The sequence below is a fragment of the Pseudescherichia vulneris NBRC 102420 genome (genome assembly GCF_000759795.1).
Lineage (GTDB): Bacteria > Pseudomonadota > Gammaproteobacteria > Enterobacterales > Enterobacteriaceae > Pseudescherichia > Pseudescherichia vulneris.
In genome coordinates this window covers 156,741-170,373 of the sequence record NZ_BBMZ01000012.1, presented here as the reverse complement: position 1 = coordinate 170,373, position 13,633 = coordinate 156,741, and the positions used below count along the sequence as shown (strand labels likewise).

The window sequence follows — 13,633 nt, the reverse complement described above, 5'->3', positions numbered from 1 at the left end:
GGAATGATTATGCGTATTTTACTGGCACTCATAACAGTTTTTTCTGTTTTTCAGGCTCAAGCCTATTGTTTAATAAAAGGAGTTGACATTCAGAGTGATTTCACCGCTAAGGAGATTCCTATTGATCTAAACGCAGGAGATCAAGAAATCACACAACCTATTAGCCTCCCGAGCAATAGCATTAACACCTTTATTTGCGAAGACACATCTCCGCAACTTAATAAATTTACTTTAATAGCTGGACAAGGCAATGCCGAATACTATTTAATTGAACAGGAAAAACACAAGCTATATGTTAAAATCTCTCTGGAACAAGACTCTTCTTTTGATTCCGGCATATTCCCCCCCGAGAAAACCATTGATCACCATGCGAACGAACTAAACAATCTTAAATATAAATTAAAGTACAGCGTACAAAGCAACTATACTGGCAACCTTGCTGGAACTATTACTGCAAACACGTCAAAAAAATTAAATAATTACATTATGATAAAGCCAGCTGAATGTGCCGCCAATCAATGTAGCATAGGCTCTAATATCAATCAAAAATATACTTACTATGTTACGATAAGACCGACATTCACCCCAACCACCTGTACATTTAAAAACCAAACCATTACTGTTGCAAGCATTAGCTATCAAGATATTGACACCAACAGTTTTGTTGTACCGAACCCGCAGCCTTCATTGCAATGTAGTAGCTCAACCGGCGTGGCCACCAGTAATATTACTTATCGATTCCAATCGATCACCCCTCCCTCACATGGAGTTTTAGTGAATGAGCTTGGAATAAACTCGGGAAGTGCAGGAGAGGTTGGCTTTGAATTAAAAAATAAGGATAAAGCTATCACTTTTGCCCCTGACCAAAAATTTACCATAGCTGACTTTGGTAATGTTGTGGAAAACAATAAAATCATTCCACTCGATTTGAAGGTCCGCTATGCACGTTATGGTGATCATGTTGTTACTGGCAACGTACAAAGCAAGGTCAAAGTCGTGGTCGATTACGATTAAGAGCAAGCGATAACAAACTCACCTGTGGTTCTTGAACCATAATGAGGTAAAAGACCACAGGAGAAAACGATGTCCGAACAAGCCTATACCCTCCCTGACACCATGACCGCGATTGACATTACCCAGCCCGGCGGCCCGGAAGTTCTGCAGGCGACAACGCGCCCTGTCCCCCGGCCGCAGGCAAATGAGGTGCTGATCCGCACCGTTGCCGCAGGGGTGAACGGTCCCGACGTGTTGCAGCGTAAGGGGCAGTATGCGCCACCGCCGGGAGCGTCTGATATCCCAGGCTTAGAGGTATCGGGTATGGTGGTTGCCGTGGGCGCTGAGGTGCAGAACTTTGTGCCGGGGGATCGCGTTGCAGCCCTGATCACCGGCGGCGGCTATGCCGAATACTGTACCGCCCATGAGAGCAACACCCTGCCGCTGCCGTCCGGACTGAACTTTGTCGAAGCGGCAGCGCTGCCGGAAACCTTTATGACGGTCTGGCTGAATATGTTCCAGCGCGGCCAGTTTAAAGCGGGCGACATCATCCTGATCCACGGCGGCGCGTCCGGCATTGGCACCACGGCGACCATGCTGGCGAAGGCCTTTGGCGCAGCCAAAATCATCACTACCGTGGGTTCCGCCGAGCACCGCCAGGCCAGCCTGAAGCTGGGCGCAGACGTCGCCGTACTCTACAAAGAGGAAGACTTTGTAGAGATTGTCAAAGAGGTGACTGACGGGCATGGCGCCGACATTATCCTCGACATCATTGCGGGTGACTACGTCGCGCGCAACTATGAGGCCGCGGCGATGCACGGGCGCATCGTGCAAATTAGCGTGCTTGCAGGCCCGGCGAAAGAGCTAAACCTGTTCCCGATGCTCACCAAGCAGCTGATGCATATCGGCTCTACCCTGCGCTCGCGCTCGCCTGCTGCCAAGGCGGAGATCATTGAAGCGCTTAACGACAACGTCTGGCCGCTGATCGAGGCTGGAAAGCTGAAACCGCAGATCTACAAAACCTTCCCGCTTACGCAGGCTGCTGATGCCCATCGGCTGCTGGACGAAGGGACGCACATCGGCAAAGTGGTGTTAATTGCAGATGAGGATGAAGCAAAGGACCGTATATAATCAGCCGTAATATGACAAACGGGGATTATAGATGGATCAGCTGGTGGCGATACGGGCCTTTGCCCGGGTAGTAGAGGCAGGTAACTTCACCCGAGCGGCAGACTCGCTGGAGATGCCCAATGCTACGGTCAGCAAGCTGATTCAAGACCTGGAGGCGCACCTTGGCGTGCGCCTACTCCAGCGCACCACCCGGCGCGTGACGGTCACCCCCGAGGGACGAGACTACTATGAAAAGAGCGCCCGCATTCTGCGCGATCTGGAAGATATTGACACCTCCTTTAGCGCTGCCCATGGTAAGCCCCATGGCCTGCTGCGTATCGACATCGGCGGGTCTACCGCCCGCGACGTACTCATCCCTATCCTTCCCGAGTTTATGACCCGCTATCCGGATATCCGCATCGATCTGGGCGTATCCGATCGCACGGTGGATCTTATCAGCGATAACGTGGACTGCGTGATCCGCGGTGGCCCGCTGGAGAGTTCATCCCTCATTGCACGCCATATTGGCTCGGCAACGCTGATCACCTGCGCGACGCCAGCATATTTGAAGACCTTCGGCACCCCCGCCTACCCGGACGAACTCAAAAACGGCCATCGGCTGGTAAGCTATCTTTCGCCGCAAAACGGCAGAGCCTTCCCTTTTCGTTTTGAGCATAACGGCGAGAAAACGGACATTAAGGTCGATCATCGTATCGGCGTTAACGAGAGTAACGCGCATCTGGCGGCAGGCCTGGCGGGGCTGGGCGTTATCCAGACCTTCAGCTATTCAATAGCGGAAGCGCTGCACAATGGTACGCTAGTGGAGATCCTCAACGCGTGGCGGCCAGCGCCCTACCCTTTTCACGTGGTCTATCCGCAGAGCCGTCACGTCACGCATCGGCTGCGGGTGTTTATCGACTGGCTATTAGAGCGCTTTCCGCAGCGGGTAGCAGGAGCGTGATGTCGCCTCCAGCGATGATTACAAAATAGACAATTCATTGCGCACGCTGTCGGCGGCCAGGTTATAAATAGGGAAAGTTTATTGCGGATACGCGCCTATGATGCGGCTAACCCTGATCCTGCTTGGCATTGATTTTTTGCGATCGCACTGGCGCGGACTGCGTCGTTTTGGCTGGGTGACGCTGGTCGCGGGCGTGGTGTTGTTTATCGACGCCCTGGACGGCGCGCTGTTCTTTCCCATTGAGATTTTTGCTTCGCTGCTGCTGTTTGAAGGCGTCGCGACGCTGATGGTGGCCCACAGCGGCATGGGAGGCCAACGCATCCTGCGCTACGTTAAGGGCGCGGCGTTCTCTCTTGCTGCGGTGCTGGTCCTCGCCGGGAACCACGATGGTAACTTCCTGCTGTCCATGATCTTCGGCCTGCTCTTCCTGTTTGACGGCGCGCTACAGATCGCCTCTGCGGTGGTCGTCCGCTATCAACGCTGGCGGCCTGCGCTGTGGGGCGGGATCGTTGAGATCGTGCTGGCCCTGTTTTTCTTCCAGCCGTGGCCCTCTAACTATGCCGGCACCGTCCCCTACTGTCTTGGCCTGGTGCTGGCCTTTGCCGGCTGGAACCTGTTTATCCTCGCAAACCGCGTTAAGCGGGCAGCGATTAACCCTGGCCTGAAAGGCGAAGAGTTTATGCAGGAGACGGAGATGCCACCTCCCGCCGTGGTGGAGTGGAGTGGCCCGCCGGAGGACGATGAGAAAGCGTTGACCGTCCACGTCTGGACGCCGGTGGGCTCCGCCGCGAGCGAGGCCGTTCCACGCCCGGTCATCAGCCGCTATATCGCCGCCGTGGATCGCAACGGCGTCATCTCTACCGGTCATGCCGCGCTGGAATCTCCCGGCGGCATCTACATCAGCCTCTATCCTGCCGTACAGATTGATCGCTCGCCGGACGCCTTTGCCCGCACTCTGCGCGCCACGCCTGAGAACGACGTGCCGGGGCAGTTTCAGCCGGACTATGCCACGGAGTCCGTACAGTGGTGTCCCTCGACCCGCAAGGTGCGCATCCGCAACTACAGCGAGGCGCGGCTGGCAGCGTTCTGGGAGAGCTATCGCAAAGATGAGTCCTACAATCTGACGCACCGAAACTGCTCCAGCACCGTGGCCCGGGCGCTGGAAGCTGCGCTGGAGGGCTCGGTCGGCAGGCTGTGGCACTCTCGCGGATTCTGGATGGCGATGGGTAAGCTCATGTCTACCCCAGAACTGTGGGTAGCGCTCCAGCTGCGCAAGCGCGCGGAGACGATGGCGTGGACGCCAGGGCTGGTGCTGGACTATGCCCGGGCCCTGAGCATGCTCGCCGACCCGCGTCCTACCGGCTGGTTCAATACCCTGGGCCGCGCGCTAAAAAGGATGTTCCATCGCCGGGTTGCCTGGGAGAGAGGCGAAAGCGGCGAAGGGATGGAGAGGGAGTAGCGGAGCCCTACTCAGAACATGACGTTACCCCTGACAGCGCATATTCATAGAGCCTGTCGCGGGCGAGGTTTTTCATCTTCACCTCACACATGATGTCAAAATCCGCAAACGACAGCGCCCAATCATTTAGCGTTGGATTGAAGAAGAAGTCAGAGTGCGCCCTGAGCTTGGTTTTTGGCACGCCCAGGCTGCTCTGCTCCGGGAATCCCTGTTCGGGGATAATCCCCTCCTGCGAGATGGAGTAGTGCATCACCGGCCTGACATCCCGCCACGACGCCTTTACCTGTTCAATGCGTGAGTCACTGGGCTGGATAAACTCCGCCTCTTTCACCCAGTGATGGTGAATATCCACCACGATCGGGCAGAGATCTTTCGCCTGCAGCACATCGTCCAGCGAGCAGGAGATCTCGTCGTTCTCGACGGTCAGCATGCGCCGGGCTTCCGGACTGAGCCTGCCGAACGCGCTTTTAAACCCGGCAAAGCCCGCTTTGCCATTCATATGAATGTTGATTTTGAAATCCTGGAAGGTTTTGCCATAGCCCATCAGCGTGGCGCAGAGCGTATGGTACTCCACATCTTCCAGCGCTCGCTCCACCACCAGCACATTATCCGAGGCGAGAACCGAGTACTGACCAGGATGAAATGAGAGGCGGATGTCATTCGCGCGGGCAAACTCACCGCATTTAGTAAACAGCGGATAGAGCTCCGGCAGAAACTCTTTATACAGCGCCGTGGCCTCGGGCACAGTATAGAGCGGCAGCAGGTCGCTGCCGATGCGCATCATCCGCAGCGCGGGTGGCAGCTGCGCCAACTCTTGAAAGAGCAGATAGAGGTTGGTCAGGTTAGTCGCTGACAGCGTGTAGATTAGCGTTGATCGCGCTTCGCTCTCCAGACTCAAAAATCGCGTACGGGTGGTGGCTTTAAAGGGGAAACGCTGCTTTAAATCCGGGTCCAGAAACTTACAAGCGAAGCCTAATTTCATGTGTCCTCCACAAGATATCCTTGTGTGAGTGTAGCAGTGATTATCGTAGCCCTTCTGTTTAAGCGGAGACGCTATACTATCGACTCAATTTTTTACGGCTGCCGTTACTGATATGAAAAAAGTTAAACCCCGCACTGTTATTGTTCTCGTTGCCGTCGTTGCGCTGCTAGCCTGGTGGCTGGTTCCGCACTATAGCGATGAGGATAAGGCCTACTACGCCTCCGTGCTTTGCACCGTGAAGAGCAGCTCACCCACGGCTGGACTGACCGAGATGGAGCAGATGATTGAGGGAGGCAATTCGGATTATGCGTTGAAGAAAACCCATTTCTCTTCATCGCTGGGCGAAGCCGTGCTTCACGCCTGGGATCAGCTTAGCGCTGCCGAGAAGCAGAGCGCGATGGATACGCCGAAAAGCTGTTCAGACCTGCTGCTGGCCAGGATGAACGGCTAGTCGAGGTACTGGCTGAAGCGCAGAAGATAGCCGTCAGGATCCTGAACCAGAAACTCCCGCTGGCACGCCTCCCCCTCGCCCGTACTGTAGACGTTGTCGCGAAGGGGGCGGTATAGCGCAACGCTATTAGCCTCCAGGCGGGAGAGGATCGGAGCGACATCGTCCACTTCGATTTGAAAATTCACCCCGCGCCCAAGCGGCCGCACGAGTTCCGCCGTATTCCAGCCGCCGTCGTGGTACTGCTCCAGCATTAGCTGCGCCTCGCCCATGCACACATAGGCAAACTCCGGATCGTGACGTCTGATCATGACGGAAAAGCCGAGAACCTCGACGTAAAAATGCAGCGAGGCGGGAAAATCCGTTACGGTCAGTTCGGGAACCATGCGGTTCCAGTAGCTTTGGTCGGTCATTGTCAGCCCTTGAAAAGCAAATAAGCCCACCTTGCACCTAATAACTTCAGCGAGTCTACCCAAAATAGGTGTGGCTTTTAGTAACAATGACTCAAAGATGACACAGAAAGAGAGGTAGTTCGAACTAAAAAATTCGTAACTTATTGAATACTAATGGCACGCCCTACAGGATTCGAACCTGTGACCTACGGCTTAGAAGGCCGTTGCTCTATCCAGCTGAGCTAAGGGCGCATTGCGCGAGATGTCCCACCTAAACGATGGAAACGCCTGGGATTATACGGTCAACGCCCGATGAGTCAATGGCTTTGGCGTCAGATGCTGGTGAAATGAGCATCGAGCCGCACTTTACGTCCCCTCGCCGTGCGAATAATGCAAACGTTAACTGACAGCGCGGCGCGCTTCTGACACACTATACACAATCCCCTCTACTTCAATTTACAGATGGAATCTTCTCTCTGATGGTAGCAAAGATTATTGATGGTAAAACGATTGCGCAGCAGGTGCGCTCTGAGGTTGCGGAAAAAGTGAAGGCCCGCGTTGCGGCAGGATTTCGCGCACCTGGGCTGGCCGTTGTGCTGGTGGGTAGCAACCCTGCATCGCAGATCTACGTTGGTAGCAAACGCAAAGCCTGTGAAGAGGTGGGCTTTATCTCCCGCTCTTACGATCTGCCGGAAACCACCAGCGAAGCCGAACTGCTGACCCTGATCGACACGCTTAACGCCGACGGTGAGATTGACGGCATTCTGGTTCAGCTGCCGCTGCCGGCGGGTATCGATAACGTGAAGGTGCTGGAACGTATATCGCCGGATAAAGACGTTGACGGTTTCCACCCCTATAACGTAGGCCGCCTGTGCCAGCGTGCGCCGCGTCTGCGCCCCTGTACGCCGCGTGGCATCGTGACCCTGCTGGAACGCTACAACATCGATACCTACGGCCTGAACGCCGTGGTGATTGGCGCATCCAATATCGTCGGCCGCCCGATGAGCATGGAGCTGCTGCTGGCAGGCTGCACCACCACTGTTACCCACCGCTTCACCAAAAACCTGCGCCAGCATGTTGAGAACGCCGATCTGCTGATCGTCGCCGTGGGCAAACCGGGCTTTATTCCTGGGGAGTGGATCAAAGAGGGTGCGATCGTCATTGACGTGGGCATCAACCGTCTTGAGAGCGGCAAAGTGGTCGGCGACGTGGTGTATGAAGACGCCGCCTCGCGTGCCGCCTATATCACCCCCGTTCCGGGCGGCGTAGGCCCGATGACCGTCGCAACGCTGATTCAGAATACGTTGCAGGCGTGCGAAGAGTATCACGACGTAAAGGAAGCATAAGATGGCAACATTCTCTTTAGGTAAACATCCGCACGTTGAGCTGTGCGATCTGCTGAAGCTGGAAGGCTGGAGTGAAAGCGGCGCGCAGGCGAAGAATTTTATTGCCGATGGCCTGGTCAGCGTCGATGGCGCGGTAGAAACCCGCAAGCGCTGCAAGATCGTAGCAGGACAAACGGTCACGTTTAACGGTCAAAGTATCACTGTAACTGATTAATCCCGCCTTAATGGCCCTTAACTCATAAGGGCCATTGCTCGATCCACGTCAAAGAATAACAAATTCGTCTGACTTCCCAGCAGATTTCTGTTGCGGCCCGCCATGGCTTAAATCACGATAAGTAAAACGTTCTACTAAAACGTTCTACTTACAATTCTACTAACAACAATTACGCCATCACCAGGGTTTCTATAATTGGGGGAAAACCGCATGAGTCTGCTGTCGGGGTTCGTAAAATCGCTCTCGAAGTTATCAATGATTGGCCGCGCATTGATGCTGCCAATTTCGCTGTTGCCCGCCGCAGGTCTGCTGCTGGCGTTTGGCGATAAGTTTCACCTGCCGCTGATGATGAACGCCGGTGGGGTTATCTTTGATAACCTACCGCTGCTGTTTGCCATCGGCTCTGCGGTAGGCCTGGCGTCGGAGTCCGGCATTGCCGCGCTTTCGGCGGCGGTCTCGGTGTTTATCACTAACATGACCATCGGCACGGTGCTGTCGATTACCCCAGAGATGGCCTCCCAGGGTGGGAAGTATGCCATGGTGGTCGGCATCCCGACGTTGCAGATGGGCGTCTTTGGCGGCCTGATCTGCGGCATCCTCGCCGCGTGGTGCTATAACCGCTTCCACACCATGCAGCTGCCGGAATTCCTCGGCTTCTTCTCCGGTAAACGCTTTGTGGCGATTGCTACCGCGTTCCTGTCGTTCCTGCTCGGCCTGCTGCTGCCCTACGTCTGGCAGCATATCCAGGCGGGTATCGATGCACTCTCGGTAGTCGTAAACGGCGATAACCAGGCCGCGTCGACCTTTATCTTCGGACTGGTGGAACGTGCGCTGATCCCGCTCGGCCTGCACCACATCTGGTATCCGTCATTCTGGTACTCGTTTGGCGACTACACCACCCAGGCGGGCCAGGTTATTCACGGCGATCAGACCATCTGGTTCAAAATGCTGGAAGAAGGGGCTAAATCGTTCAGCAGCGATACCTACCAGAATGCCGGTAAGTTCATGCAGGGCGAGTTCCCGCTGATGCTGTTTGCGCTGCCGGCGGCCTGTCTGGCGATGTATCATGAGGCGCATACCCGTAACAAAAAGATCGCTTCCGGTATTCTCTTCTCCGCCGCGCTGACCTGCTTCCTGACCGGGATCACCGAGCCGGTTGAGTTTACCTTTATCTTCGTTGCGCCGGTGCTCTACGTCTTTAACGCCATCATGGCCGGGCTGTCGTATATGTGCATGTATCTGCTCCATGCGCACATTGCGAAATCCTTCTCGGCGGGCCTGATCGACTATATCTCGTTCGGTATTCTACCGTCGTTTAACGGCTACCAGACCAACTTCCTGAACGCGATTATCGTCGGCATCCCGATGGGGCTGATCTACTACTTCACCTTCCGCTTTGTGATCCGCCGCTTCGATGTGAAAACGCCGGGCCGTACCGAAGTGACCGCTAACGTTAACGATAAAACCGATGACGAACTGGCAACCGAGATCGTGGCCCTGCTGGGCGGCGCGCAGAATATTAGCTCAGTAGGCTCGTGCATCACCCGCCTGCGCCTTGAAGTCGCGAAGAGTGAGCTGGTGGACAAAGATGGCCTGAACGGCGTCGGTGCACGCGGCGTGGTATTCGTTGGCGATAACGGTATTCAGGTGATTTTCGGCGCACGTGCGCAGTTTATTGCCCAGACCATGTCGGGCATGATCGGCAAGTAACCTGACGCTGTTAAGGTGATAAGGTCTCCTGTATCGTACAGGAGACTTTTCATCGTTGACTGCATAGCCGTTAAGTTCAGGGAGTGGATTTGAAGAAGGTTAGCATTATTGATGTCGCGAAGCTGGCGGGGGTCTCCGTCTCCACCGTTTCGCTGGTGCTTCGCCAAAAAGGAAAAATATCGACCGCCACAATTGAAAAGGTGCAGCAGGCGATCGACACCCTCGGCTACGTCCACAACGTGGCGGCGGCCAATCTTCGGGCCAATACCTCTAATCTGATTGGCCTGATCCTGCGTGACTTTAGCGACAGCTTCTCGGTGAAGGTGATGGCCAGCACCGTACTGGAGCTGGAGAAGCAGGGCTACATGGTCTTTCTCAGCCAGCCTCTCAACGATAGCGACAGCCTTGAACGCTGCCTGCTCTCGTTTAAGCAGCAGGGTGTGGCTGGCGTGATCTACCTCGCCTCCGATGCCACCACCTCTCGCCTGCCTACGCCGATCCGCACCTGCCCTCTGCCACTGGTTGTGGTATCGCAATCCCTGCTGGAGGAGGAGTGCAACCTAGTGATGCGCGATAACCGCCAGGCCGCCAGCCTCGCTACCCGTTACCTGATCGAGCGCGGCCACCGCAGCATTGCCTACATCGGCGGCGCGGAGAACAGCCTGATCCGCCAGCAGCGGCTGGCCGGGTTTCGCAGCGCGCTGACCCAGTACGGGTTAGTCACTCGGGAAGAGTCGACCCCGGCCTGCATGGAGGGGACCCACGCGGCGAGCCACGCGACCCGGCAGCTGCTGGAGAAGAACAACACCATCACCGCCCTGCTCTGCCACTCGCCAGATGCAATGATCGGCTCGCTCTCCGGGATTCACCATGTAGGACGTACGGTAGGGAAAGATGTGTTTCTGACGCAGCAGGTGGCGCTGATAGGTTTCGAAGATATGCTGCATGTGAACTTAACGTCGCCCTCGTTTACCTACGTATCGTCGGCAAGCGAGGAGACCGGACGCCAGGCGGCGTCGCTGATGATCCGCAAAATCAAAGAGCCGGATCTGCTGACCCAGCGCATCACCCTCTCGGGACAGCTGGTGACGCGCGAGTCAGCTTAATGGGAAATCGCCGGGCGGCACTGCGTTTGCCCGGCCTACAAAACACGTACGTTTTACTTACGACGCCAGGTGGTTCCCTGCGGGCCATCTTCCAGCACGATCCCCATCTCATTCAGACGGTCACGCGCCGCATCCGCCGCTGCCCAATCCTTCGCTTTACGGGCGTCCAGACGCTGCTGGATCAGGGCTTCAATCTCTGCAACTTCACCGTCGTCCGCCTGCGCACCGCTCTGCAGGAAAGCTTCTGGCTCCTGCTCCAGCAGGCCGAGCACGGCAGCCAGCTTACGCAGATGGGATGCCATGGCGTTCGCCGCCTGCATGTCTTCACCTTTCAGACGGTTAACGTCGCGGGCCATGTCGAACAGCACCGAGTAGGCTTCCGGGGTGTTGAAGTCGTCGTCCATCGCCTCAACAAAGCGCGCTTCAAAGGCGTCGCCGCCCGCTGCGGCAACGGATTTGTCAGTGCCGCGCAGCGCGGTGTAGAGACGCTCCAGCGCCGAACGCGCCTGCTTGAGGTTCTCTTCACTATAGTTGAGCTGGCTGCGGTAGTGACCGGACATCAGGAAGTAACGGATGGTCTCCGCATCGTAATACTTCAGCACGTCACGCACGGTAAAGAAGTTGCCCAGCGATTTCGACATCTTCTCGCGGTCAACCATCACCATGCCGGAGTGCATCCAGTAGTTCACGTACTCGCCGTCGTGCGCGCAGGTGGACTGGGCGATTTCGTTTTCATGGTGGGGGAACATCAGATCCGATCCGCCGCCGTGAATGTCGAAATGGTGACCCAGCTGCTTGCAGTTCATCGCCGAGCACTCAATGTGCCAGCCCGGACGCCCTTCGCCCCACGGTGACGACCAGCTCGGCTCGCCCGGCTTGGACATCTTCCACAGTACGAAATCCATCGGGTTGCGTTTGATCTCGGCGACTTCAACGCGAGCTCCGGCCTGCAGCTGCTCCAGATCCTGGCGCGACAGCTTGCCGTAGTTGGGATCGGTGGGCACGGAGAACATCACGTCGCCGTTGTCGGCCACGTAGGCATGGCCACGTTCGATCAGGCGTTCAGTGATCTCGATGATTTCGTGAATATGGTGGGTAGCGCGCGGCTCGCTGTCGGGACGCAGGATGTTCAGGGCGTCGAAATCAGCGTGCATCTCGCCAATCATGCGATCCACCAGCGCGACAAAGCTCTCGCCGTTTTCGTTAGCGCGTTTGATGATCTTGTCGTCGATATCGGTGATGTTACGCACGTACTTCAGCTCATAGCCGAGGAAACGCAGGTAGCGCGCGACCACGTCAAAGGAGACGAAGGTCCGGCCATGACCGATGTGACAGAGATCGTAAACGGTGATACCACACACGTACATGCCAACCTTCCCGGCATGAATAGGTTTAAATTCCTCTTTTTGGCGCGTCAGGGTGTTATAAATTTTTAGCATCAAAGATTCCGTTGAGACGTGTGTGGAGAATGAAGTGGGTATGATACCCATAATTGATAACCGAAGCAGCACCCTTTGCAAGGTGATCGAACCTTGCGGTTATGCTATAACAGGCGACTATACGTGACCCACAGCTGGGTCGATGCTCTACACTACCGGAACAGGATGCAAAAATGGTTACTTTCCACACTAATCACGGCGATATCGTAATCAAAACGTTTGATGACAAAGCGCCTGAAACTGTTAAGAACTTCCTGGACTACTGCCGCGAAGGTTTCTACAACAACACCATTTTCCACCGTGTTATCAATGGCTTTATGATCCAGGGCGGCGGCTTTGAGCCGGGCATGAATCAGAAAGCAACCAAAGACGCGATCAAAAACGAAGCGAACAACGGCCTGAAAAACACCCGTGGCACGCTGGCGATGGCCCGTACCCAGGCACCGCACTCTGCTACTGCACAGTTCTTCATCAACGTGGCAGACAACGACTTCCTGAACTTCAGCGGTGAAAACATGCAGGGCTGGGGCTACTGCGTATTCGCCGAAGTGGTTGAAGGCATGGACGTGGTCGACAAAATCAAAGCGGTCTCTACCGGTCGCAGCGGCATGCACCAGGACGTTCCTAAAGAAGACGTGATCATCGAAAACGTGACCGTCAGCGAGTAATCGTGGCGACGCTTTTCATCGCAGATCTCCATCTGTGTACAGAAGAACCGGCGATCACCGCCGGTTTTCTGCGTTTTCTGGCCGGTACGGCGCGTGACGCCGACGCCCTCTACATTCTTGGCGATCTGTTTGAAGCCTGGATTGGCGACGACGATCCCAACCCGCTCCACCGCCAGGTTGCCGCCGCGCTAAAAACAGTGAGCGACAGCGGCGTCCCCTGCTACTTTATCCACGGCAACCGTGACTTCCTGCTGGGCAAGCGCTTCGCTCGCGAGAGCGGCATGACGCTGCTGCCGGAAGAGGTGGTGCTCGACCTCTACGGTCGCCGGGTGCTGATTATGCACGGCGATACCCTGTGCACCGACGACGCGGGCTACCAGGCGTTTCGTGCCAAGGTCCACCAACCCTGGCTACAAAAGCTGTTTCTTGCCCTGCCGCTGTTTATCCGCCATAAGGTGGCCGCAAAGATGCGCTCCGACAGCAAAGCGGCCAACAGCAGCAAATCGCTCACCATTATGGATGTGAACCAGCAGGCAGTGAGCCATGCACTGGAATGTCATAAGGTACAGTGGCTTATCCATGGTCATACCCACCGCCCGGCGGTGCACGAGCTGACCGTCAACGGCGAACCGGCTTTTCGCTGCGTGCTGGGGGCCTGGCATAGCGAAGGCTCGATGATATATGTTGATCATGGCAAAGTAGAACTCAATTTCTTTCCATTCAATGAAGAAAATAACTAAAAATAGTGATTTGGATCAGTAATTAATCTCTAGGCTATGTTTACTCTGCGATCATTAAATGTGTC

Annotated in this window: 14 protein-coding genes and 1 tRNA gene; 11 read left to right on the top strand and 4 right to left on the bottom strand. The window is 55.7% G+C overall.

Annotation, left to right across the window (positions count from 1 at the left end):
- The first annotated feature begins 9 nt into the window (after nucleotides 1–9).
- From EV102420_RS11365 to EV102420_RS11350, 4 genes are all read left to right on the top strand, one after another.
- Entirely contained in the window at nucleotides 10–1,014 is a 1,005-nt protein-coding gene (locus tag EV102420_RS11365; protein ID WP_042391756.1) for a fimbrial protein, read from the top strand.
- A gap of 69 nt (nucleotides 1,015–1,083) precedes the next feature.
- Nucleotides 1,084–2,124 carry an NAD(P)H-quinone oxidoreductase gene (locus tag EV102420_RS11360; protein ID WP_042391754.1) on the top strand — a complete coding sequence of 347 codons (1,041 nt, stop codon included), beginning with the start codon at nucleotides 1,084–1,086 and terminating at the stop codon, nucleotides 2,122–2,124.
- A gap of 31 nt (nucleotides 2,125–2,155) precedes the next feature.
- On the top strand, nucleotides 2,156–3,064 hold the full coding sequence (locus tag EV102420_RS11355; RefSeq protein WP_042391753.1) for a LysR family transcriptional regulator: 909 nt from the start codon (nucleotides 2,156–2,158) through the stop codon (nucleotides 3,062–3,064).
- A 97-nt stretch (nucleotides 3,065–3,161) separates the two neighbouring features.
- Entirely contained in the window at nucleotides 3,162–4,523 is a 1,362-nt protein-coding gene (locus EV102420_RS11350) for an HdeD family acid-resistance protein (RefSeq protein ID WP_042391751.1), read from the top strand.
- A 7-nt stretch (nucleotides 4,524–4,530) separates the two neighbouring features.
- Here EV102420_RS11350 and EV102420_RS11345 read toward each other — a convergent pair whose 3' ends face one another.
- On the bottom strand, nucleotides 4,531–5,505 hold the full coding sequence (locus EV102420_RS11345; RefSeq protein ID WP_042391749.1) for a UV damage endonuclease UvsE: 975 nt from the start codon (nucleotides 5,503–5,505) through the stop codon (nucleotides 4,531–4,533).
- A 112-nt stretch (nucleotides 5,506–5,617) separates the two neighbouring features.
- On the opposite strand from EV102420_RS11345, the gene EV102420_RS11340 reads away from it, so the two are divergent.
- Entirely contained in the window at nucleotides 5,618–5,956 is a 339-nt protein-coding gene (locus EV102420_RS11340) for a hypothetical protein (protein ID WP_042391746.1), read from the top strand.
- Here EV102420_RS11340 and EV102420_RS11335 read toward each other — a convergent pair.
- Complete coding sequence (locus EV102420_RS11335) at nucleotides 5,953–6,366, bottom strand: bleomycin resistance protein (RefSeq protein WP_042391744.1); 414 nt, start codon at nucleotides 6,364–6,366, stop codon at nucleotides 5,953–5,955. The two genes, EV102420_RS11340 and EV102420_RS11335, sit on opposite strands and share 4 nt — an antisense overlap.
- 154 nt (nucleotides 6,367–6,520) lie before the next feature.
- Nucleotides 6,521–6,597: transfer RNA gene (locus EV102420_RS11330), tRNA-Arg, on the bottom strand.
- Nucleotides 6,598–6,824: 227 nt separating this feature from the next.
- On the opposite strand from EV102420_RS11330, the gene folD reads away from it, so the two are divergent.
- From folD to malI, 4 genes are all read left to right on the top strand, one after another.
- A complete protein-coding gene (gene folD / locus EV102420_RS11325; RefSeq protein ID WP_042391742.1) occupies nucleotides 6,825–7,691 on the top strand; it encodes a bifunctional methylenetetrahydrofolate dehydrogenase/methenyltetrahydrofolate cyclohydrolase FolD in 867 nt (288 codons plus the stop codon).
- Between the two features lies 1 nt (nucleotide 7,692).
- Nucleotides 7,693–7,905: a ribosome-associated protein YbcJ gene (gene ybcJ, locus EV102420_RS11320; RefSeq protein ID WP_042391741.1), complete on the top strand. Its 213-nt coding sequence runs from the start codon at nucleotides 7,693–7,695 to the stop codon at nucleotides 7,903–7,905.
- A 210-nt stretch (nucleotides 7,906–8,115) separates the two neighbouring features.
- Nucleotides 8,116–9,615 carry a PTS transporter subunit EIIC gene (locus EV102420_RS11315; protein ID WP_042391739.1) on the top strand — a complete coding sequence of 500 codons (1,500 nt, stop codon included), beginning with the start codon at nucleotides 8,116–8,118 and terminating at the stop codon, nucleotides 9,613–9,615.
- A gap of 89 nt (nucleotides 9,616–9,704) precedes the next feature.
- Nucleotides 9,705–10,721 carry a Mal regulon transcriptional regulator MalI gene (gene malI / locus EV102420_RS11310; protein WP_042391737.1) on the top strand — a complete coding sequence of 339 codons (1,017 nt, stop codon included), beginning with the start codon at nucleotides 9,705–9,707 and terminating at the stop codon, nucleotides 10,719–10,721.
- Nucleotides 10,722–10,774: 53 nt separating this feature from the next.
- On the opposite strand, the gene cysS is transcribed toward malI, so the two are convergent.
- Complete coding sequence (gene cysS / locus EV102420_RS11305) at nucleotides 10,775–12,160, bottom strand: cysteine--tRNA ligase (protein ID WP_042391735.1); 1,386 nt, start codon at nucleotides 12,158–12,160, stop codon at nucleotides 10,775–10,777.
- Nucleotides 12,161–12,333: 173 nt separating this feature from the next.
- On the opposite strand from cysS, the gene ppiB reads away from it, so the two are divergent.
- Together ppiB and lpxH are read left to right on the top strand one after the other, a co-directional pair.
- Nucleotides 12,334–12,828, top strand: coding sequence for a peptidylprolyl isomerase B (gene ppiB, locus EV102420_RS11300; RefSeq protein ID WP_042391734.1), 495 nt, complete (start codon nucleotides 12,334–12,336; stop codon nucleotides 12,826–12,828).
- A gap of 2 nt (nucleotides 12,829–12,830) precedes the next feature.
- On the top strand, nucleotides 12,831–13,568 hold the full coding sequence (gene lpxH, locus EV102420_RS11295; protein WP_042391732.1) for a UDP-2,3-diacylglucosamine diphosphatase: 738 nt from the start codon (nucleotides 12,831–12,833) through the stop codon (nucleotides 13,566–13,568).
- Nucleotides 13,569–13,633 lie beyond the last annotated feature (65 nt).

Excerpts from the sequence above, each read along its gene's own strand:
- EV102420_RS11365 (WP_042391756.1), top strand. The coding sequence starts at position 10 with ATGCGTATTTTACTGGCACTCATAACAGTTTTTTCTGTTTTTCAGGCT.
- EV102420_RS11360 (WP_042391754.1), top strand. The coding sequence starts at position 1,084 with ATGTCCGAACAAGCCTATACCCTCCCTGACACCATGACCGCGATTGAC.
- EV102420_RS11355 (WP_042391753.1), top strand. The coding sequence starts at position 2,156 with ATGGATCAGCTGGTGGCGATACGGGCCTTTGCCCGGGTAGTAGAGGCA.
- EV102420_RS11350 (WP_042391751.1), top strand. The coding sequence starts at position 3,162 with ATGATGCGGCTAACCCTGATCCTGCTTGGCATTGATTTTTTGCGATCG.
- EV102420_RS11345 (WP_042391749.1), bottom strand. The coding sequence starts at position 5,505 with ATGAAATTAGGCTTCGCTTGTAAGTTTCTGGACCCGGATTTAAAGCAG.
- EV102420_RS11340 (WP_042391746.1), top strand. The coding sequence starts at position 5,618 with ATGAAAAAAGTTAAACCCCGCACTGTTATTGTTCTCGTTGCCGTCGTT.
- EV102420_RS11335 (WP_042391744.1), bottom strand. The coding sequence starts at position 6,366 with ATGACCGACCAAAGCTACTGGAACCGCATGGTTCCCGAACTGACCGTA.
- folD (WP_042391742.1), top strand. The coding sequence starts at position 6,825 with ATGGTAGCAAAGATTATTGATGGTAAAACGATTGCGCAGCAGGTGCGC.
- ybcJ (WP_042391741.1), top strand. The coding sequence starts at position 7,693 with ATGGCAACATTCTCTTTAGGTAAACATCCGCACGTTGAGCTGTGCGAT.
- EV102420_RS11315 (WP_042391739.1), top strand. The coding sequence starts at position 8,116 with ATGAGTCTGCTGTCGGGGTTCGTAAAATCGCTCTCGAAGTTATCAATG.
- cysS (WP_042391735.1), bottom strand. The coding sequence starts at position 12,160 with ATGCTAAAAATTTATAACACCCTGACGCGCCAAAAAGAGGAATTTAAA.
- ppiB (WP_042391734.1), top strand. The coding sequence starts at position 12,334 with ATGGTTACTTTCCACACTAATCACGGCGATATCGTAATCAAAACGTTT.